The following is an 18369-nucleotide window of genomic DNA, read 5'->3' as shown; positions in this document are numbered from 1 at the left end:
CGGTCTCGCGACGGCGCGAGAACGGCCGGCCCCCCTGGTGGGGACCGGCCGTCGTGCCCGTCGTGCGGGCGTCTCAGGTCACGTCAGATCACTGCGCGGGCACGCCCGAGTAGATCGCGTCGACCTCGACCGAGAAGTCCTTGAGCACGACGTTGCGCTTGACCTTGAGCGACGGCGTCAGGTAGCCGTTCTCGACCGTGAAGTCCGTGGCCAGGATGGTGAACTTGCGGATCGACTCGGCGCGCGAGACGGCCTTGTTGGCGCGGTCCACCGCGGTGTCGAGCGCCGCGAGGACGTCGACGTCGAGCGCCGCGGCGTCGACGCTCATGGGTTCCTTGCCGTGCATCGCGAGCCAGCCGGGCAGGCCCTCGGGGTCGAGCGTCACGAGGGCGCCGATGAACGGCTGTCCGTCCCCGACGACGACGCACTGGCTCACGAGCGCGTGCGCGCGGATGCGGTCCTCGAGCACGGCGGGGGCGACGTTCTTGCCGCCCGCGGTCACGATGATCTCCTTCTTGCGCCCCGTGATGCGCAGGAAGCCGTCCTCGTCGAGCGAGCCCAGGTCGCCCGTGCGGAACCAGCCGTCGACGAACGCGTCGGCCGTGGCCTGCGGGTTGTTGTGGTAGCCCCGGAAGACGTGGTGGCCCTGGAGGAGGATCTCGCCGTCCGCCGCGATCTTCGCGCCGCAGCCGGGGAGCTGGGGGCCGACGGTCCCGATCTTGGTCGCCGTGGGGCGGTTGACCGACGTCGGGGCCGTGGACTCGGTCAGGCCGTAGCCCTCGAGGATGCGTACGCCGATGCCGCGGTAGAAGTGGCCCAGTCGCTCGCCGAGCGGTGCGCCGCCCGAGACGGCCCACTTGGTCTGTCCGCCGAGGGCTGCGCGCAGCTTCTTGTAGACGAGCGCGTCGGCGACCTTGTGCTGGATCTTGAGCCCGAGGCCCGGCCCCTTGGGGTCGTCGAGCGCGCGCGACCAGGCGATCGCGGTCGCGGCGGCCCAGTGGAAGATCTTGACCTTGCCGCCAGCGGCGGCCTTCTGCTCCGAGGAGTTGTAGACCTTCTCGAACACGCGGGGCACCGAGAGGATGTACGTCGGCTTGAACTCGCCGAGGTCCTCGAGGAGGGTCTTGGTGTCGGGGGTGTGGCCGAGCACCGTGCCACCCGCGACCACGAGCACGCCGATGAAGCGCGCGAACACGTGCGCGAGCGGCATGAAGAGCAGCGTCCGGCCGTTGGCCTCGGCGAAGACCTCGGGCAGGGCCTCGACCGCGTTGACGGTCAGCGAGTAGAAGTTCTCGTGCGTGAGCTCGGCGCCCTTGGGGCGGCCGGTCGTGCCCGAGGTGTAGATGATGGTCGCGACGTCCGCGAGGTTCGCGAGGCCCCGGCGGCGGGCGATCTCGTCGTCGGTGACGTCCTTGCCCGCCTCCTTGAGCGCGGCGATCCCGCCGTCGTCGATGACGAACACGTCGCGGAGCCCAGGGGCCTGGTCGCGGACCTCGGCGACGGTCGCGGCGTTCGCGGCGGACTCGACGACGAGCAGCTTGACGGCCGCGTCGGAGAGGATCCACTGGACCTGCTCGGCGCTCGAGGTCTCGTACAGGGGCACGGGGACGGCGCCCGCCGCCCAGGTCGCCCAGTCGAGCAGCGTCCACTCGTAGCGCGTGCGGGACATGATGCCGACGTGGTCGCCGGGCTCGATGCCCAGCGCGACGAGGCCCTTGGCCACGGAGACGACGTCGGTGTCGACCTCCCGCGCCGAGAGGGTCTTCCAGGGGGCGCCCGGCCCGCTCTTGACCTCGATCATGGGGAGGTCTGGCCCGGCGGCGACGCGGGTCGCGAAGAGGTCGTTGAGGTTGTCGAGAGGATCGACATCGATGATGCGCGGTGCGCTGAACTCGTCCATGCTGGCTCCAGTGGCAGAAGTCGACGGTGTGAGAACAGTACCCACAGGTCGCAAGTGTCGTTGACCGCCTCCGAGTCGGTACTCTTCATGGTGCTGTGCGCTGTTGCGCAAGATTTCAGGCCGTACCTGGGTGAAGACCGGGAGCGACCGGACTTCGGAGCCGACGGACGTACGCAGAACCGATGCCGAGGCGGTGCACAACCGTTACCGGCTGGTGTTCTCATCGGGAGTTCCAGACCGCTACGTGAGTGAGGACCTGACATGCATGCCATCGGAGTCGACATCGGCGGAACGAAGATCGCCGCGGGTGTGGTCGACGAGAACGGCACGATCCTCGCGCAGACGCGTCGCGACACCGAGCCCGACGACGTCGCGAGCATCGACGCGGCGGTCGCGGACGTCTACGCGGAGCTGTCCAAGGAGTTCCAGGTCGAGGCCATGGGCCTGGCCGCGGCCGGCTTCGTGAGCCCTGACCGCACGTCGGTCCTCTTCGCCCCCAACATCGCGTGGCGCGAGTACCCGCTCGCCGACAAGGTCCGCACGCTGATCGGCGACGACGACGTCAAGATCGTCGTCGAGAACGACGCCAACGCCGCCGGCTGGGCCGAGTTCGCGTTCGGCGCGGGCCGCGACGCCTCCGACATGCTCATGCTCACGGTCGGCACGGGGCTCGGCGGCGCGATCATCGTCGACCGCAAGCTCGTGCGCGGGCGCTGGGGCGTGGCGGCCGAGGTCGGCCACATGCGCGTCGTGCCCGGCGGTCACTACTGCGGCTGCGGCCACGAGGGCTGCTGGGAGCAGTACGCCTCCGGGAGCGCTCTCGTGCGCGACGGCCAGGCCGCGCTCATCGCCCAGCCCGACCGTGCGGGTGCCCTCCTCGAGCTCGCGGGCGGCGACCCGTCCAAGCTCAACGGTCCCCAGATCACGCAGGCCGCGCAGGCGGGCGACGAGCTCGCGATCGAGCTGCTCGCGACCCTGGGCCGCTGGATCGGCGAGGGGGCCGCGTCGGTCACGGCGCTGCTCGACCCCGAGCTCATCGTGATCGGCGGCGGCGTGGGTGCGGCGGGCGACCTGCTGCTCCAGCCGGTCCGCAAGGCCTTCGCGGACCAGCTCTCGGCCCGCGGCCACCGTCCCGAGGCGCAGATCGACCTCGCCCAGCAGGGCAACGAGGCCGGCATCGTCGGCGCGGCGGACCTCGCCCGCAGCTAGTCGCCCCGCCCGGCCACGGCCCCGCCCTCCACGTGAGGCCGGGGCCGTGCTGCGCGCGGGGAGCGACGTCGTCGGGCAGGGCAGGGCGTCCCGCCGGTCGCGCCCCTCGGGCCCGACGGCGCCGCACCCTCAGACGACGGCGCCCGGACCCGCGTGGTCGTCCTCGCGGCGGTGCGGCATGCGCCAGAGCAGCACGGCCAGGCCGGCGAGGAAGAGCCCGCCCGCGACCTGCGCGACGATCGTCGGGAAAGGTCGGAGCACGACCATGCCGACGAGCAGCAGGACCGGGATGCCCGCGACGAGGCCCCAGGCCATGGTCATGAGCGGGTCGCGTCCCATCCCGATCTCAGGGTCCGGGGGAGTGAAGTGGCTCTCGGCGTCCTCGAGGTCCTCGACCTCGGGCGTCGTCGGCCAGTCCCGAGGCCCCGGAGCCTGGACCCAGGGGGCGACGGGGAAGGTCTCGTGCAGGTCGCGCGGACCGGAGGGCGCCGTACGGTCCGTGCCGGCGGCGGACTCCGCGGCCGCGGACTCCGCCGCTGCGGACACGTCCGAGAGGTCCGCGACGATGTCGGCCCAGCGGGCGTCGACGTCGGGAAGGTCGTCGTGGGGAGTGCTCGACCCGTCGGTCGATCCACCGTCGGTCGGGTCGGTCGCGTCGTCCTTCCCGTCGTTCTCACCCTGCGGTCCTGCATTCGGTGCGGCCATGGGGTTCACTCTAGAGTCGGAAGAGCGCCTCGTGTTCGCGAGGGCCACCAAGGAGGAACGTTGTTCTACTGGTTCATGAAGCAGGTGATGGTCGGCCCCCTGCTCCGGCTGCTCTACCGTCCGTGGACGCGCGGTATCGAGAACGTCCCCGACGAGGGCGGCGCGATCCTCGCGAGCAACCACCTCGCGGTCATCGACTCGTTCATCCTGCCTCTCGTGCTGAACCGCAAGGTGCAGTTCCTCGGCAAGTCCGACTACTTCACGGGCAAGGGGATCAAAGGGCGTCTGACGGCCGGGTTCATGCGCGGCGTGGGGACCATCCCGGTGGACCGCGCGGGCGGCAAGGCCAGCGAGGCCGCGCTCACCACGGGCCTGCGCGTCCTCGGCGAGGGCGAGCTGTTCGGCATCTACCCCGAGGGCACGCGCAGCCCCGACGGGCGCCTGTACCGCGGCAAGACCGGCGTGGCGCGGCTCGCGCTCGAGTCCGGAGCGCCCGTGGTCCCCGTCGCGATGATCGGCACCAACATCGCACAGCCCATCGGCAAGGTCATCCCCAAGCCCATGCGCATCGGGATCGTGATCGGCGAGCCGCTCGACTTCAGCCGCTACCAGGGCATGGAGAACGACCGCTTCATCCTGCGCTCGGTCGCCGACGAGATCATGTACGCGATCATGAGCCTGTCGGGCCAGGAGTACGTCGACATCTACGCCGCGACGGCCAAGGCGCGCCTCGCCGCCGGGCCCGCCGCTACCACACCCCCGGCCTCGCCCGCAGCCCCTGGTGGCAGGCCGGTCCCGGACGTCCAGGTTCCGGAACCGCCGCAGGAAGAGCCCGCGCCGTCAGTAGACTGAGGGAGCAGGCCGTCCCGCTGCCCCGGGTGATCCCCGGCGTCGAACGACGCAGGCACGGCGGCATCCTTCAACGAGAGGCTCCTTTGCTATGTCTGATCGTCGGCAGGTCCGTCGCGTCGCACTCCTGACGGCCGGCGGGTTCGCCCCGTGCCTGTCCTCCGCCGTGGGTGGCCTGATCGAGCGCTACACCGAGCTCGCCCCCGAGGTCGAGATCATCGCCTACCAGCACGGCTACCACGGCCTGCTGACCGGCACCAAGATCGTCGTGGACGCCGAGACCCGCAAGAAGGCGGGCGTCCTGCACCGCTTCGGCGGCTCGCCGATCGGCAACTCGCGCGTGAAGCTCACCAACGCGAAGGACTGCGTCAAGCGCGGCCTCGTCCAGGAGGGCCAGGACCCGCTGCAGGTCGCCGCGGAGCAGCTCAAGGCCGACGGCGTCGACGTCCTGCACACCATCGGCGGCGACGACACGAACACCACGGCGGCAGACCTCGCGGCCTACCTCCACGAGAACGACTACGAGCTCACGGTCGTGGGCCTGCCCAAGACGATCGACAACGACGTGATCCCGATCCGTCAGTCCCTCGGCGCGTGGACCGCGGCCGAGGAGGCCGCCGGGTTCGCGCGCAACATCATCGGCGAGCACCGCTCGGGCCCCCGCATGCTGATCGTGCACGAGGTCATGGGCCGTCACTGCGGCTGGCTGACCGCCGCCTCGGCCGCCGAGTACCGCAAGTGGCTCGACACGCAGGAGTGGGTCCCGGGCATCGGCCTGACCAAGGAGCGGTGGGACATCCACGCGGTCTTCGTGCCCGAGCTCGCGCTCGACATCGAGGCCGAGGCCGCGCGCCTGCGTACCGTCATGGACGAGGTCGGCAACGTCAACATCTTCCTGTCCGAGGGTGCCGGCATGAACGAGATCGTCGCGCAGCTCGAGGCGTCGGGCGAGACGGTCGAGCGCGACCCGTTCGGCCACGTCAAGCTCGACACCATCAACCCGGGTGCCTGGTTCGCCAAGCAGTTCGCGGAGAAGCTCGGCGCCGAGAAGACCATGGTCCAGAAGTCGGGCTACTACTCGCGCGCCGCTGCCGCGAACGCCGAGGACCTGCGCCTCATCAAGTCGATGACGGACCTCGCGGTCGACTGCGCGTTCAAGGGCGAGTCGGGCGTGATCGGCCACGACGAGGAGAACGGCGACCGCCTGCGCGCGATCGAGTTCCCGCGCATCGCCGGCGGCAAGGCGTTCGACGTCTCGCAGCCGTGGTTCGGCGACCTGCTGGGCGAGATCGGCCAGCCGCTCGTGCCGGCTGCACCCGCGGAGCACTGATCCGCTGATGGCGACCACGACCGGCGCGGAGATCAGCCAGGGACTGGACGCGTTCCGTTCCCTCGTCGCGCAGCAGCAACCCACGTGGCCCGACGCCGCGGCCCTCGCGGACGTGTCCGCGCGGCTCGCGGCCTCCGCGCCGCTCGTGGTCCCCACCGAGGCCGACACCCTGCGCTCGCGGCTCGCCGCCGCGGGCCGGGGCGAGGCCTTCCTCCTGCAGGGCGGCGACTGCGCCGAGACGTTCGCGGACGCGAACGCCCTGCGCATCCGCAACAAGGTGCGCACCATCCTGCAGATGGCCGTGATCCTCACGCACGGCGCGAGCATGCCCGTCGTGAAGATGGGCCGGCTCGCGGGGCAGTACGCCAAGCCGCGCAGCTCGAACGACGAGACGCGCGAGGGCGTGACGCTGCCCGCATACCGGGGCGACATGGTCAACGGGCACGCGTTCACCCCCGAGGACCGCGTGCCGGACCCCGAGCGCCTGATGCAGGCCTACCGGATCTCCTCGGCCACGCTCAACGTGGTCCGGGCGTTCACCGGCGGCGGCTTCGCCGACCTGCGCCAGGTGCACGAGTGGAACCGCGGCTTCATGCGCAACCCCGCCTACGCGCGCTACGAGAGCACGGCCGCGGAGATCGACCGCGCGATCCGCTTCATGAAGGCGTGCGGCGTCGACTTCGACGCGCTGCGCACGGTGGAGTTCTTCGTGAGCCACGAGGCGCTCATCCTCGACTACGAGCGCTCGCTCACGCGCATCGACTCGCGCTCGGGCGACGCCTACGACACCTCGGGCCACTTCCTGTGGATCGGGGAGCGGACGCGCCAGCTCGACGGCGCGCACGTCGACTTCCTGTCGCGCGTGGCCAACCCGATCGGGGTCAAGCTCGGTCCGACCACGGCCCCCGACGACGCGCTGCGCCTGATCGACAAGCTCAACCCGGACGCGGTCCCGGGCCGGCTGACGTTCATCACGCGCATGGGCGCGGGCAAGATCCGCGACGCGCTGCCCGCGCTCGTCGAGGCCGTGCGCGAGTCCGGTGCCCCGGTCACGTGGGTCACGGACCCCATGCACGGCAACACCATCACGTCGGCCAGCGGCTACAAGACCCGCCGCCTCGAGGACGTCCTGGACGAGGTGCGCGGCTTCTTCGAGGTCCATCGCGCTCTCGGCACGGTGCCCGGTGGCCTGCACGTCGAGCTGACCGGTGACGACGTGACCGAGGTGCTCGGCGGCAGCGAGGAGATCGACGACGCGGGCCTCGCCCTGCGCTACGAGACCCTCGTGGACCCGCGCCTGAACCACCAGCAGTCGCTCGAGATGGCGTTCCAGGTCGCGGAGATGCTCCAGGCCCGCTGAGCCGGTGCCCTCCCGCGGGCAGGTCCTCCGCAGCTCGACCCCACGCAGCCCGACGGCGGCGCACCTGCAGGTGCGCCGCCGTCGGGCTGCGCCGTGGTGGGGGAGAGCGGTTCGGCCCGGTCAGAAGACGTTGATGACGATCGTCGACCCCTTGGGCGCGGTCTTTCCCGAGCCTCCCGCCGGGTCCTGCGCGTAGACGATGTTGAGCGGGCTGATCCCCTGGGGGTGCCGGATCTCGACCGCGAAGCCCGCGTCCTTGAGCATCTTCTCGGCCTCGGTGACGTTGCGCCCGTACGTGCTGGGGATCTCGACCAGCGGCGGGCCGAGCGAGATCACGAGCGCGACCTTGTCGCCCCGGTGCCCCTCGGTGCCGTTCTCCGGGGTCTGGCTGATGACCAGGCCTGCGGCGACGGTCTCCGAGTAGTCGTCGGTCGAGCTCGGGTCGAGGCCGAGGCCGGTGAGGGTCGCGAGCGCGGCATCCTTCTCGACACCCACGACCTGCGGGACCGTCACGGGGGCAGGGCCCTGCGAGACGGTCAGCACCGGGACGGTCGAGTGGGCCACGGAGCTGCCCTCGGGCTCGGACACGCCCGTCACGATCCCTGCCGGGACCGTGTCGCTGTACGCGTCGACCGGGTCGCCCACGGCGAAGCCGGCGTCCTTCAACGCCTCGGTGGCCTCGTCGAGCGGCTTGCCCACGAGGCCCGAGGGGATCTCGATCATCTTGACGCCGAGCGAGACCAGCAGATGCACCGTGCCGTCCTTGCGGACCTTCTTGCCCGCCTCGGGATCGGTCGAGATGACCGTCCCCGCGGCGAACGTGTCGTCGTAGGCCTCCGTGACCTCGTTGCGGAGGTCGACCGCGACGAGCGTCTGCTGCGCCCCGGCCTGCGGGGCTCCGACGAGTCCGCCGGGCACGACCGTGTAGGCCCCCGGGCCGCTCAGGAACCACCACGAGGCGCCCGTGACGGCGCCCACGAGGAGCAGGACGATCGCCAGACCCCACCACCAGCCGCGGCGGCGGCGGCGAGGACCGGGAAGCGGGTCGTCGCCCGCGCCGTCGTCGGGACCGGCGCCGTGCGCGGCGAGCGCGTCGCGGTCTAGTGCGAGGGTGTGCTGCGTGCCCGCGTCGACGACGACCGGGCGGGCGCCCACGAGGGCCGCCGTCGCGACGCCGAGCACGGCCGTGTCGGGGGAGCCGGCGCTCGGCGCCGGGTTGGCGCCGGCCGCCGAGGCGGTGCTCGGCGCCGCGGTCGACGAGCGCCGTTCGAGCACCGCGGGGTCGAGCACCTGCCGGGTCTGGCGGACCAGGGCGAGGGCAGCCGAGGCGTCGACCGGTCGGTCCTGCGGCGAGCGCGCCGCGAGGGCGCACACGAGCACGTCGACCTCGGCAGGGATCCACGGCTCGAGGTCGGACGGCGCCGGGACGTCGGAGTTGACGTGCTGGAACGCGATCTGAAGAGGCGTCTCGCCCGTGAACGGGTGCCGGCCCGTGAGCATCTCGTACGCGAGCACGCCCACGGAGTACACGTCGGTACGTGCGTCGCAGCGGCCCGCCGTGATGAGCTCGGGGCCGAGGTAGGCCACGGTGCCGAGAATGGTGCTCGTCGCGGTCGACGCGCCCTCGCTGACGGCGCGGGCGAGGCCGAAGTCCGCGACCTTGACCCGTCCCGACTCGTCGAGGAGCACGTTCTCGGGCTTGACGTCGCGGTGGACCAGCCCCTTGCGGTGGGCTGCGGCGAGAGCGTCCAGGATCTCCTCGAGCAGGTCGAGCGTGCGACCCACGCTGAGCGATCCCTCGTCCTGCAGGACGTGGCGGAGGTTCGTGCCGGGCACGTACTCCATGGTCAGGTAGCTGGTCTCGCCGTCGATCCCCTGGTCGTACACGGCGACCACACCGGGGTGGGCCAGTCGCGCGGCGGCGCGTGCCTCGCGCCGGAAGCGTGCGACGAACTCTCCACCGTCGGTGCCCTCCGCGAGGTGCGGGTGCATGACCTTGAGCGCGACCTCCCGGTCGAGGCGTCGGTCCACGGCCAGGTACACGGTCGCCATCCCGCCGCGCGCGATCCTGGAGACGACGTGGTACCGCCCGTCGACCAGGCGGCCGACGAACGGATCAGAGGTCATAGTTGCCACGTCGGAAGTCTAGGCGTCCTGGCGCACGGAACAGGTGAGGCCGTGCTCGGGCGGTGTGCGGGTCGTGCGGACGGAGCGTGACGAAGCCCCGGCGGGCGCGAGCCCGCGCGCCCCGTAGGCTTGACCCGTGACTGACGTGACTGACCTCGAGCCGCTCGTGACCGAGTGGCTGACCCTTCCCGACCTCGCCGAGGTGCTCGGCACCGACATGACCCAGGCCCGCAAGATCGCCCAGGACAGGCGTGTGGTCGGCGTCAAGCGCGGCGAGCGCTCCTCGTTCCAGATCCCTGCGGCGTTCGTGGTCCCGGCGCACCTGGCCAACCCTGCCAACGCCAAGCCCGCGCCCGAGAACCCCGACGAGGGCCGCAAGGTGGTCCTCATGTCGCTCCAGGGCACGATCGCCCTGCTGACCGACTTCGGGTACTCGGACGTCGAGATCCTCGAGTGGCTCTTCTCGCCCGACGAGGCGCTGGGGACCACGCCCATGGCGGCCCTGCGTGCCGGTCGCAAGGCAGAGGTCCGGCGCGTGGCGCAGGCTCTGCTCTGACGTCGTCGCCGCGTCGACGGGCGGCCCCCACCGGGGGCTGCGCCCGACGACGAGCGCCCGCCTCAGGCCGAACGCTGGACGGCGGCGCGCGCGAGCTCGGCGACCATCTCGGTCCCGGGCGAGGCCAGGCCCGCCGCGTCGAGCGCGGCGAAGGCCTCGTCCGTGAGGTCGGCGATGAGGCGCTCGACCGCGTCCACGGCGCCGGTCTCGACCAGGACTCCGCGCAGGGTCTCGACCGTGTCCTGGTCGAGGTCGGGGTCCCCGAGAGACTCCAGGAGCAGCGCGCGCTGCGTCGGGGTCGCGGTGCGCAGGGCCCGTGAGACGAGGACGGTGCGCTTTCCCTCGCGCAGGTCGTCGCCCGCGGGCTTGCCCGTGACCGACGGGTCGCCGTAGACCCCCAGCACGTCGTCGCGCAGCTGGAACGCCTCGCCCAGCGGCAGCCCGTACGTGGGGACCGTGGCAAGGGCCTCGGCAGGGGCCCCGGCGATCGCCGCACCGAGCGCGAGGGGGTGCTCGACGCTGTACCGGGCGGACTTCGAACGGATCACGGCCCGGGCCCGCGCCTCGTCGGCGTCGAGGTCGACGCCCCACGGGACGGCCTGTGCCAGCACGTCGAGGTACTGGCCGACCGTCACCTCGGTCTGCATGTCGTCGAACAGCGCGCGGGTGCGCAGCGCGACGTCCTCGGGGAGCCCGACGAGCCCTGCACGGATCTCGGCCTGGCTCGCGATGAGACACAGGTCGCCGAGCAGGATCGCGCTCGACGAGCCGTACTGGACGTCGCTGCCCGACCAGCCGGCCTCGCGGTGGCGGGCTGCGAACGCCCGGTGGGCCGCCGGGGCGCCGCGGCGGGTGTCCGAGTTGTCCATGACGTCGTCGTGGAACAGCGCTGCGGCCTGGAACAGCTCGAGCGCCGCGCCGGTGCGGACGGCGGCAGGCCGCCTGCCGTCGTCGACCTGGCCGCCGTGTGCCCGCCAGGACCAGTAGCAGAACGCGGCCCGCAGGCGCTTGCCCCCCGTGAGGAGGGCCGCGGTCGCCTCGGCCAGCGGCGCGGCGTCCTCGCTGAGGGACGCGAGGTGGACCCGCTGGTCGTCGAGGAAGGCGCGGAGGGCGGCGTCGACGTCGGGACGGAGGTTCTCGCGGTCGACGGGCAGGGAGGGCGCGGGCGCGGGGGCGTCGGCAGGCATGAGGGCAGCCTAGGTCACGCGGGCGGCACGACCTGGCCGCTGATCGTGACCAGGCGTGCGTCGGTCGTGTCGAGGACCCCGACGGACAGGGTCTCGGTCGCCCCGTCGGCCGTGGCCCGGTTGAAGGCGACCTGGCCGCTGAGACCCCCGGGGACGCTGCCGGGCAGCGCGGCGAAGCCTGCCGCGGTCATCGACTGCGCGTAGAAGTCCAGGATCTCCTGGACGGCTGCGGGGGAGGACAGGTTGAGCGTCACCTGGCGCAGGGCAAGGCCCTCGACGTCCGCCGCGGAGCTGGCCAGGACCTCGGCGTCCGGCGGGACGGGGACGACGTCGGCGGGGAAGCCCTCGACCAGCGACCCCGCGACCGAGGAGTCGTCGAACGTCGGCATGGGCGTCTCGGGGGCCCCCGCCCCGTCGACCGGCAGGACAGGGTCCGACGACGACGTCCCGGCCCCGGGGCCCGGCTCGCGCGACCTGTCCGCCGGGGCCGTGCAGCCCGCGAGCACGCCGGCCAGGACGCAGACCGAGACGACGACGACCGGTGCCGCGCGGAGGCGGACGGACGGTGTCCCGGAGGAAGGTGAAGAGCGACGCACCCCCACACCGTAGTCAGTGCGCGGCACCGAGCCCGACCACAGTCCATCCGGTCGTCCACAGGGCCGCCCTCGCGGCTCGCACGGTGTGCGACGGCGCTGGGATAGCGGCATGACAACGACGATCCGGGCTCGCGGCCCCCAAGAGCTCCTCGCCTACATCCCCTTCCGTCTCGGCTACCGCCCGCAGGACAGCGGCGTCCTGGTCAGCCTGCGCACGTCCCGCGGCAGGGTCGGGCTCGTCGCGCGGGTGGACCTCGACGACCTGGCGGACCTCGAGCACGGTCCTCAGGTGGCCAGGACGCTCGTCTCGCACCTCTCCTCGGACGGTGCCACCCGTGCGGTCCTCGTGGTCTACGCCGACGTCGACCTGCGCGCAGGCGGTGCGCCCGCCGCGCGCGAGCGTGCCGCGGTCGAGCACTGGACCGACGCCGCCGAGGGGTTCCTCGGGCGGCCCGAGGTCTGGGTCGTCACGGGGACCGGCTACCACGGTGCCGACTGCGTGGACAGGAGGTGCTGCCCGCCCGGGGGGCGCCCGCTCGCGGAGATCGAGTCCACCGAGGTCGGGGCGCACATGGTCCTCGCCGGGGCCACGGTGGCGTCCAGCCGGGCGCAGGCCACGGCCGTCCCGGTGCTCGACGCCGTGGCCCGTCGCAGGGCGTCCCGGGCCGCGGCCCGCTGGCGAGCCCGACGGGACGCCGCGCTCGCGACGCACGACCACGACGCGCTCGCCGCCTGGCGCCAGGAAGGGCTCGACGCATGGCGTGCGGCGACCGCGCACGTCGAGGAGCGCTGCCGTGCGCTCGCCCAGGGCGCCCAGGGCGCCCCGGGCGGCCGGTCGACGCACCCCGCTCCCGTGCAGGCGACGATCCTGGGACGTCTCGAGGTCGCGCTCGAGTGCGTCCCCGTCCGGGACGCGGTGCTGCTCTCGTTCGTCGCGGGCAACGACGAGCTCGCTTCCCTCACGGCCACCTCGGTCGCGGGGGAGCAGGTCGAGGTCGGGACTGCGGCGGCGCTCGCGGCCGTCGTCGACCCTGACGCAGGACTGCCGCCCGACCCCCTGCGGGCCCGTTGCGCACGGGAGGTCCTCGAGGCCGTCGCCGGTGCCGGGCGTCGCGGTGGGCAAGCACCCGCACTGACTCTCCTGGCGCTCCTCGCATGGTGGGACGGCGACGGCGTGCTCGCGACCGACCGGCTCGCGGCGGCCCTGGACGCAGACCCCGGCTACCGGTTGGCGCTGCTCGTCGAGCGCGCGCTCGAGGCGGGGCTCGCCCCGGGGTGGGCGCGCCGGCAGGATCGGCGAGCACGACGGGCGACGTGAGGATCGGTGTTCCGGTACCGTCGCACGTGCCGGGGTGGTCCCGGATCGCGGCACGAGCGCCACCCGCTCCACGCGCGCCAGCAGGCATGCCCAGGCATGACGGAGGAATCCCATGACAGTCGTTGTCGGTTACCTGTCCACCCCCGAGGGGAGCGAGGCGCTCTCGACCGCGGTCGACGAGGCCGTCGCCCGTCGGAGCGAGCTGCTGGTGGTCGTGAGCGACAAGGGCGGGCAGGCCTCGCCCACGCAGGAGGGCGAGCGGATCGAGGACATCGCCCGGATCACGGCTCCTCTCGACGCCGCGGGGCTGGCTCACCGGGTCGTCACCGGCACGGGGGAGGTCGCCGAGGACCTGGTGGGGACCGCCGAGGCCCACCAGGCCGAGCTCATCGTGATCGGCCTGCGGCGACGCAGCCCGGTCGGCAAGCTGATCCTCGGCTCGAACGCACAGCGCATCCTGCTCGATGCGCCCTGCCCGGTCCTCGCGGTCAAGCCCGTCCGCACCTGACGTCCGGAGCCGGTCCGCGCGTCGCGGAACCGGTCGCGAGGCCTGCCACAACGGTGTGGTGGGCCGGCGCCCCGCTCGCCAGGTGTGACGGGAACCCCTGAGGAGGGAATCTTCGGCCTCGCCGGGGCGTTGACCAGGGGACGACATCCCAGCGGGGTGGACGTGCGCAGGCCTGTCGGCGGCGACTCACCCGCGTCGGAACACTCTTCACGGCGTCCGTTGACGGATCGGCCGGTACAATATAGGTGTCCGCACATGATCCGAGAGTCCTCCGATCTCCCGGGCACGCCCCTCCAGTGATTGCCGAAAGGTCGGTTTGTGGCGCCCTCTTCACAGAACCCCGCTCTCCCGCACGAGTTCGAACACCCCGCCCTGCAGGAACTCCTGCGCAAGGGGAGTGAGAACGGTCGGGTCGACGCCGAGAGCTTCCGCAACGCCTGCGAGAGCGCGACGATCGGCGACCCCAAGCGACTGAAGGCCGTGCTCCGCGCACTGGCCGGTGCCGGTGTCGAGGTCGAGATCCCCGTCGCGACGAAGGTCGCCGCGGCCACCTCGTCGCGCTCCACGACGACGTCGCGAGCCGTGAAGCCCGCGACCAAGAAGGCGACGACTCCGCGAGCGAGCGCCGTCACGACGACGCGCACCGCAGCAGCCGCCGAGGCGGCCGCCGCTCCCGAGGCAGCCTCCGCCGAGGACGCCGCGCCCGCCGCTAAGGCTCCCGCGACCCGCAAGCGCGCCGCGACCGCCAAGACCGCCGCTCCCAAGGCGACCGCCGCTCGCAAGAAGCGCGGTGCCAAGGACGACGAGGACTCCGAGGAGGTCGTGGTCGAGGACCTGGTCGAGGCCGACGAGGAGACCGAGACCGCAGCCCCCGCGGCCAAGCCGGGCGAGGAGCCCGACGAGTCGCGCGGCTTCGTCTACTCCGACGCGGACGACGACGACGCCCCGGCCCAGCAGGTCGTGACCGCGGGTGCCACCGCGGACCCGGTCAAGGACTACCTCAAGCAGATCGGCAAGGTCGCGCTGCTGAACGCCGAGCAGGAGGTCGAGCTCGCCAAGCGCATCGAGGCCGGCCTGTTCGCCGAGGAGCGCCTGAGCTCGGGCGACACGTTCGAGCCCAAGCTGCGCCGTGAGCTCGAGTGGATCTCCTCGGACGGGCGCCGGGCCAAGAACCACCTGCTCGAGGCCAACCTGCGTCTGGTCGTCTCGCTCGCCAAGCGCTACACGGGCCGCGGCATGCTGTTCCTGGACCTGATCCAGGAGGGAAACCTGGGTCTGATCCGTGCGGTCGAGAAGTTCGACTACACCAAGGGCTACAAGTTCTCGACGTACGCCACGTGGTGGATCCGTCAGGCCATCACGCGCGCCATGGCCGACCAGGCCCGCACCATCCGTATCCCGGTGCACATGGTCGAGGTCATCAACAAGCTGGCGCGCGTGCAGCGCCAGATGCTCCAGGACCTGGGCCGCGAGCCCACCCCGGAGGAGCTCGCCAAGGAGCTCGACATGACCCCCGAGAAGGTCGTCGAGGTCCAGAAGTACGGCCGCGAGCCCATCTCGCTGCACACGCCGCTCGGTGAGGACGGTGACAGCGAGTTCGGTGACCTCATCGAGGACTCCGAGGCCGTCGTCCCCGCAGACGCCGTGAGCTTCACGCTGCTCCAGGAGCAGCTGCACCAGGTCCTCGACACGCTCTCCGAGCGTGAGGCCGGCGTCGTCTCGATGCGCTTCGGCCTGAGCGACGGGCAGCCCAAGACGCTCGACGAGATCGGCAAGGTCTACGGCGTGACGCGTGAGCGCATCCGTCAGATCGAGTCCAAGACCATGTCGAAGCTGCGTCACCCGAGCCGCTCGCAGGTCCTGCGCGACTACCTGGACTGATCGGCCCGGCAGTCGCCACGCACAGTGCCGAGAAGGCCCGCACCCCGGACGGGGTGCGGGCCTTCTCGCGTCGTCGCCCGCGCAGGTCCTGCGCGGGTAGTGCACCGGGGCCGGGAGGGGCGTGGCGCCGTCGGGCGGGGTTTCCAGCACGCGACGGCCCGACGGCGGGGCGCAGCTCGGTAGGACGTCTCGCCGCGGTCCTGGCCGGGGACGAAAGAACCCCGGCCGGTGGCGTGCACCGGTCGGGGTTCAGGAGTGCGGCGCGCTACGAGTGCGCGCCGGGTCGTGTCAGCGGGCGCCGTGCTCGGCGAGCAGGCGGTCCGTCTCGTCCTGGACGTGCGTGGCGATGTCTGCGAACGCAGCGGCGTGCGCGCGCGCGTGGTGGGCGCAGAAGAGGAGCTCCCCACTGGGCATGGTCACGCGCACGTAGGCCTGAGCGCCGCAGCGGTCGCAACGGTCGGCCACGGTCAGCGGTTGAGTCGTCGTAGCAGTCACGTGACCATGTAATCACCTCGGGGCGAGTTCCTCGTACCGAAAGGGCCCGGGTTCGCTACCCGCGTAGCCGCACGGTTCCGGGAATACGTCGGGATCGTGTGGAGGTCCGGTCGGCTGCGGCCCGGCGGACCGATCCTGTGGGTGGCAGCGTCTAGGCTTTCCCTTCGTGACGACCACCTCTGAGTCCAGCTACACCGCGCGGCACCTCTCCGTCCTCGAAGGCCTGGAGGCCGTCCGCAAGCGGCCCGGCATGTACATCGGGTCCACCGACTCGCGCGGACTCATGCACTGCCTGTGGGAGATCATCGACAACTCGGTCGACGAGGCCCTCGCGGGCAACTGCGACGCGATCGAGGTCGTGCTGCACGCCGACACCTCGGTGACCGTCAAGGACAACGGGCGAGGCATCCCCGTCGACATCGAGCCCAAGACGGGGCTCAGCGGTGTCGAGGTCGTCTTCACCAAGCTGCACGCGGGCGGCAAGTTCGGCGGCGGCTCGTACACGGCGTCGGGCGGCCTGCACGGCGTGGGCGCCTCGGTCGTCAACGCCCTGTCCTCGCGCCTCGACGTCGAGGTGGACCGCGGCTCCAAGACCTACCGCATGACGTTCCACCGCGGCGAGCCCGGAGTGTTCGCCGACCCCAAGACCGGGCCTGACCCCGACGCGGCGTTCACGCCGTTCGTCGAGCGCTCCGAGCTGGCCGTGGTCGGCAAGGCCCCGCGAGGCAGGACGGGCACGCGCGTGCGCTACTGGGCGGACCGCCAGGTCTTCCCCAAGACCGCGGTGTTCTCCTACGACGAGCTCGTGACCCGCGCCCGCCAGACGACGTTCCTCGTGCCCGGCCTCAAGATCACGCTCCGCGACGAGCGCGGCCTGGCGGGCACACCGGGCGCCGACGGTCCGGTCGAGGAGAGCTTCCAGCACTCGGGCGGCACGGTCGACTTCGTCGACTTCCTCGCGCCCGACCCGGCCGTCACCGCGACGTGGCACCTGACGGGCTCGGGCACGTTCAAGGAGACCGTGCCCGTCCTCGACGACCGCGGGCACCTGACCCCGCAGGAGGTCACGCGCGACTGCGAGGTCGACGTGGCGCTGCGCTGGGGCACGGGCTACGACACCGAGCTGCGGACCTTCGTCAACATCATCTCGACGCCCAAGGGCGGTTCGCACCTCGCAGGCTTCGAGGCCGGGCTGCTCAAGATCCTGCGCAAGGGGGTCGAGACCAACGCCCGTCGCCTCAAGGTGTCCACGAAGGACGCCTCGGAGCGCATCGAGAAGGACGACGTCCTCGCGGGTCTCACGGCCGTGCTGACCGTTCGCCTGGCGGAGCCGCAGTTCGAGGGACAGACCAAGGAGGTCCTCGGCACGGCCCCCGTGCGCGCCATCGTGGCCCGCGTCATCGAGCAGCAGCTCGGCGCCATGCTGACCTCGACAAAGCGCGACGAGAAGACGCAGGCCTCGCTGCTCCTCGACAAGGTCGTCGCCGAGATGCGCGCGCGCATCACCGCGCGCAAGCAGAAGGAGATCTCGCGCCGCAAGAACGCGCTCGAGACCTCCTCGCTGCCGTCCAAGCTCGCGGACTGCCGCAGCGACGACGTCGAGCGCAGCGAGCTCTTCATCGTCGAGGGCGACTCGGCGCTCGGTACCGCCAAGCTCGCCCGCAGCTCCGACTTCCAGGCGCTGCTACCCATCCGCGGCAAGATCCTCAACGTCCAGAAGGCCTCGGTCACGGACATGCTCCGCAACGCCGAGTGCGCCGCCATCATCCAGGTCATCGGGGCGGGCTCGGGCCGGTCCTTCGACCTCGAGGGCGCGCGCTACGGCAAGGTCGTCCTCATGACGGACGCCGACGTCGACGGTGCGCACATCCGCACGCTCCTGCTCACGCTCTTCTTCCGGTACATGCGCCCCCTCGTGGACGCGGGCCGGGTCTACGCGGCCGTGCCACCGTTGCACCGCGTCGAGGTCATCGGCGCGGGCTCGCGCAAGAACGAGTACATCTACACGTACTCCGAGGCAGAGCTGCGCGACGTCCTCAAGAAGCTCGACAAGTCGGGCAAGCGCTACAAGGACGACATCCAGCGCTACAAGGGCCTCGGGGAGATGGACGCCGACCAGCTCGCGGAGACCACCATGGATCCGCGCCACCGCACGCTGCGCCGTGTCACCGCCGAGCACGCGGAGTCCGCCGAGCGGGTGTTCGAGCTCCTCATGGGGTCGGACGTCGCCCCGCGCAAGGACTTCATCATCGCGGGCGCCGCGGGCCTGGACCGGGCGCGGATCGACGCGTGACGTCCCGTCTGCTGGGCACCCGGAGCCTGGTCGCGGGCTCGTTCGTAGACTTCAC

General features: G+C 71.9%; 15 protein-coding genes. 9 read left to right on the top strand and 6 right to left on the bottom strand.

Annotation, left to right across the window (positions count from 1 at the left end; all coding sequences use genetic code 11):
* Positions 1-88: 88 nt before the first annotated feature.
* Positions 89-1900, bottom strand: a complete 1812-nt coding sequence (locus JOD48_RS11575) for an AMP-dependent synthetase/ligase (RefSeq protein WP_204809147.1) — start codon at positions 1898-1900, stop codon at positions 89-91.
* A 261-nt stretch (positions 1901-2161) separates the two neighbouring features.
* Here JOD48_RS11575 and JOD48_RS11570 point away from each other — a divergent pair, with 261 nt between their 5' ends.
* On the top strand, positions 2162-3109 hold the full coding sequence (locus JOD48_RS11570; protein WP_138824257.1) for an ROK family glucokinase: 948 nt from the start codon (positions 2162-2164) through the stop codon (positions 3107-3109).
* 129 nt (positions 3110-3238) lie between these two features.
* On the opposite strand, the gene JOD48_RS11565 is transcribed toward JOD48_RS11570, so the two are convergent.
* Positions 3239-3814 (bottom strand): hypothetical protein, encoded by a 576-nt coding sequence (locus tag JOD48_RS11565; RefSeq protein WP_204809145.1) that lies wholly within the window; start codon positions 3812-3814, stop codon positions 3239-3241.
* 60 nt (positions 3815-3874) lie between these two features.
* Between JOD48_RS11565 and JOD48_RS11560 the strand changes: the two genes are divergently transcribed.
* The 3 genes from JOD48_RS11560 (at position 3875) to JOD48_RS11550 (ending at position 7353) form a co-directional block, all read left to right on the top strand.
* The gene (locus JOD48_RS11560) at positions 3875-4666 is read left to right on the top strand and encodes a lysophospholipid acyltransferase family protein (protein ID WP_225227407.1); all 792 of its coding nucleotides are present in this window, start codon (positions 3875-3877) and stop codon (positions 4664-4666) included.
* Positions 4667-4754: 88 nt separating this feature from the next.
* Positions 4755-5993, top strand: a complete 1239-nt coding sequence (locus JOD48_RS11555; protein ID WP_191792022.1) for a pyrophosphate--fructose-6-phosphate 1-phosphotransferase — start codon at positions 4755-4757, stop codon at positions 5991-5993.
* 7 nt (positions 5994-6000) lie between these two features.
* Complete coding sequence (locus JOD48_RS11550; RefSeq protein WP_191792023.1) at positions 6001-7353, top strand: class II 3-deoxy-7-phosphoheptulonate synthase; 1353 nt, start codon at positions 6001-6003, stop codon at positions 7351-7353.
* Between the two features lie 120 nt (positions 7354-7473).
* Here JOD48_RS11550 and pknB read toward each other — a convergent pair whose 3' ends face one another.
* Positions 7474-9480: a Stk1 family PASTA domain-containing Ser/Thr kinase gene (pknB, locus tag JOD48_RS11545; protein ID WP_204809143.1), complete on the bottom strand. Its 2007-nt coding sequence runs from the start codon at positions 9478-9480 to the stop codon at positions 7474-7476.
* 136 nt (positions 9481-9616) lie between these two features.
* Here pknB and JOD48_RS11540 point away from each other — a divergent pair, with 136 nt between their 5' ends.
* A complete protein-coding gene (locus tag JOD48_RS11540) occupies positions 9617-10036 on the top strand; it encodes an Rv2175c family DNA-binding protein (protein ID WP_307824112.1) in 420 nt (139 codons plus the stop codon).
* 62 nt (positions 10037-10098) lie between these two features.
* On the opposite strand, the gene JOD48_RS11535 is transcribed toward JOD48_RS11540, so the two are convergent.
* Both JOD48_RS11535 and JOD48_RS11530 read right to left on the bottom strand, forming a co-directional pair.
* Positions 10099-11223 carry a polyprenyl synthetase family protein gene (locus JOD48_RS11535; RefSeq protein ID WP_191792024.1) on the bottom strand — a complete coding sequence of 375 codons (1125 nt, stop codon included), beginning with the start codon at positions 11221-11223 and terminating at the stop codon, positions 10099-10101.
* A 14-nt stretch (positions 11224-11237) separates the two neighbouring features.
* Positions 11238-11819 (bottom strand): hypothetical protein, encoded by a 582-nt coding sequence (locus JOD48_RS11530; RefSeq protein ID WP_204809141.1) that lies wholly within the window; start codon positions 11817-11819, stop codon positions 11238-11240.
* Positions 11820-11928: 109 nt separating this feature from the next.
* Here JOD48_RS11530 and JOD48_RS11525 point away from each other — a divergent pair, with 109 nt between their 5' ends.
* The 3 genes from JOD48_RS11525 to JOD48_RS11515 all read left to right on the top strand — a co-directional run bounded on the left by JOD48_RS11525 (position 11929) and on the right by JOD48_RS11515 (position 15526).
* Positions 11929-13137, top strand: a complete 1209-nt coding sequence (locus tag JOD48_RS11525) for a DUF4192 domain-containing protein (RefSeq protein ID WP_204809139.1) — start codon at positions 11929-11931, stop codon at positions 13135-13137.
* Positions 13138-13249: 112 nt separating this feature from the next.
* A complete protein-coding gene (locus tag JOD48_RS11520; protein WP_191792027.1) occupies positions 13250-13645 on the top strand; it encodes a universal stress protein in 396 nt (131 codons plus the stop codon).
* Between the two features lie 318 nt (positions 13646-13963).
* Positions 13964-15526, top strand: coding sequence for an RNA polymerase sigma factor (locus tag JOD48_RS11515; protein WP_204809136.1), 1563 nt, complete (start codon positions 13964-13966; stop codon positions 15524-15526).
* Positions 15527-15814: 288 nt separating this feature from the next.
* Here the strand turns inward: JOD48_RS11515 and JOD48_RS11510 are convergent, their stop codons facing one another.
* Positions 15815-16021, bottom strand: coding sequence for a DUF7455 domain-containing protein (locus tag JOD48_RS11510; RefSeq protein ID WP_191792029.1), 207 nt, complete (start codon positions 16019-16021; stop codon positions 15815-15817).
* 166 nt (positions 16022-16187) lie between these two features.
* Between JOD48_RS11510 and JOD48_RS11505 the strand changes: the two genes are divergently transcribed.
* Complete coding sequence (locus JOD48_RS11505; protein ID WP_191792030.1) at positions 16188-18314, top strand: DNA gyrase/topoisomerase IV subunit B; 2127 nt, start codon at positions 16188-16190, stop codon at positions 18312-18314.
* Positions 18315-18369: the final 55 nt, after the last annotated feature.

The organism is Oerskovia paurometabola (assembly GCF_016907365.1).
Classification (GTDB): domain Bacteria; phylum Actinomycetota; class Actinomycetes; order Actinomycetales; family Cellulomonadaceae; genus Oerskovia; species Oerskovia paurometabola.
This window is presented reverse-complemented; position numbering and strand designations above follow the sequence as displayed.

Coding starts and splice junctions, on each gene's coding strand:
- JOD48_RS11525 (WP_204809139.1), top strand. CDS start 11,929: ATGACAACGACGATCCGGGCTCGCGGCCCCCAAGAGCTCCTCGCCTAC.
- JOD48_RS11520 (WP_191792027.1), top strand. CDS start 13,250: ATGACAGTCGTTGTCGGTTACCTGTCCACCCCCGAGGGGAGCGAGGCG.
- pknB (WP_204809143.1), bottom strand. CDS start 9,480: ATGACCTCTGATCCGTTCGTCGGCCGCCTGGTCGACGGGCGGTACCAC.
- JOD48_RS11570 (WP_138824257.1), top strand. CDS start 2,162: ATGCATGCCATCGGAGTCGACATCGGCGGAACGAAGATCGCCGCGGGT.
- JOD48_RS11565 (WP_204809145.1), bottom strand. CDS start 3,814: ATGGCCGCACCGAATGCAGGACCGCAGGGTGAGAACGACGGGAAGGAC.
- JOD48_RS11535 (WP_191792024.1), bottom strand. CDS start 11,223: ATGCCTGCCGACGCCCCCGCGCCCGCGCCCTCCCTGCCCGTCGACCGC.
- JOD48_RS11575 (WP_204809147.1), bottom strand. CDS start 1,900: ATGGACGAGTTCAGCGCACCGCGCATCATCGATGTCGATCCTCTCGAC.
- JOD48_RS11550 (WP_191792023.1), top strand. CDS start 6,001: ATGGCGACCACGACCGGCGCGGAGATCAGCCAGGGACTGGACGCGTTC.
- JOD48_RS11555 (WP_191792022.1), top strand. CDS start 4,755: ATGTCTGATCGTCGGCAGGTCCGTCGCGTCGCACTCCTGACGGCCGGC.